The organism is Arthrobacter sp. 10T425, assembly GCF_056393985.1.
Genome location: NZ_JBFTGZ010000089.1, coordinates 1 through 437 on the forward strand (window position 1 = coordinate 1; position 437 = coordinate 437).

The 437-nt window shown below is 65.9% G+C and carries 1 protein-coding gene; it reads left to right on the forward strand.

Annotation, left to right across the window (positions count from 1 at the left end; translation table 11 throughout):
- Positions 1–12: 12 nt before the first annotated feature.
- A partial coding sequence (locus AC1DDH_RS20650; RefSeq protein WP_476956241.1) for a hypothetical protein occupies positions 13–437 on the forward strand: 425 nt, incomplete at its 3' end.

Consider the following 437-nt stretch of genomic DNA (forward strand, 5'->3'; position numbering starts at 1 on the left):
AAGGTTTCCGCCGTGACCTTCAACCTCACCGTCACCGAGCCACGGTTGATCGGGTTTATCACCGCCTACGCCTCCGGGACACAGCGGCCCGGTTCGTCCAACGTGAACTTCCTCGCCGGCCAGACAGTCGCGAACTCCGTCACCGTACCCGTCGGCGCCGACGGCAAGGTCACCTTGTTCAACCGCTCCTACGGCACCACCCATCTCATTGCCGACGTCTCCGGCTACTACCTGCCCGGGGTCCCGGACGTGCCGGGGGCGTTCGTACCGACGGAACCGTCCCGCTTCCTGGACACGCGGACTTCTGCTGCAGTGCGCCCGGACGGGAGCGTGTCCTTCCAGGCCGGCGGGGCCCACGGGATTCCGGCGAAGGTTTCCGCCGTGACCTTCAACCTCACCGTCACCGAGCCACGGTTGATCGGGTTTATCACCGCCTA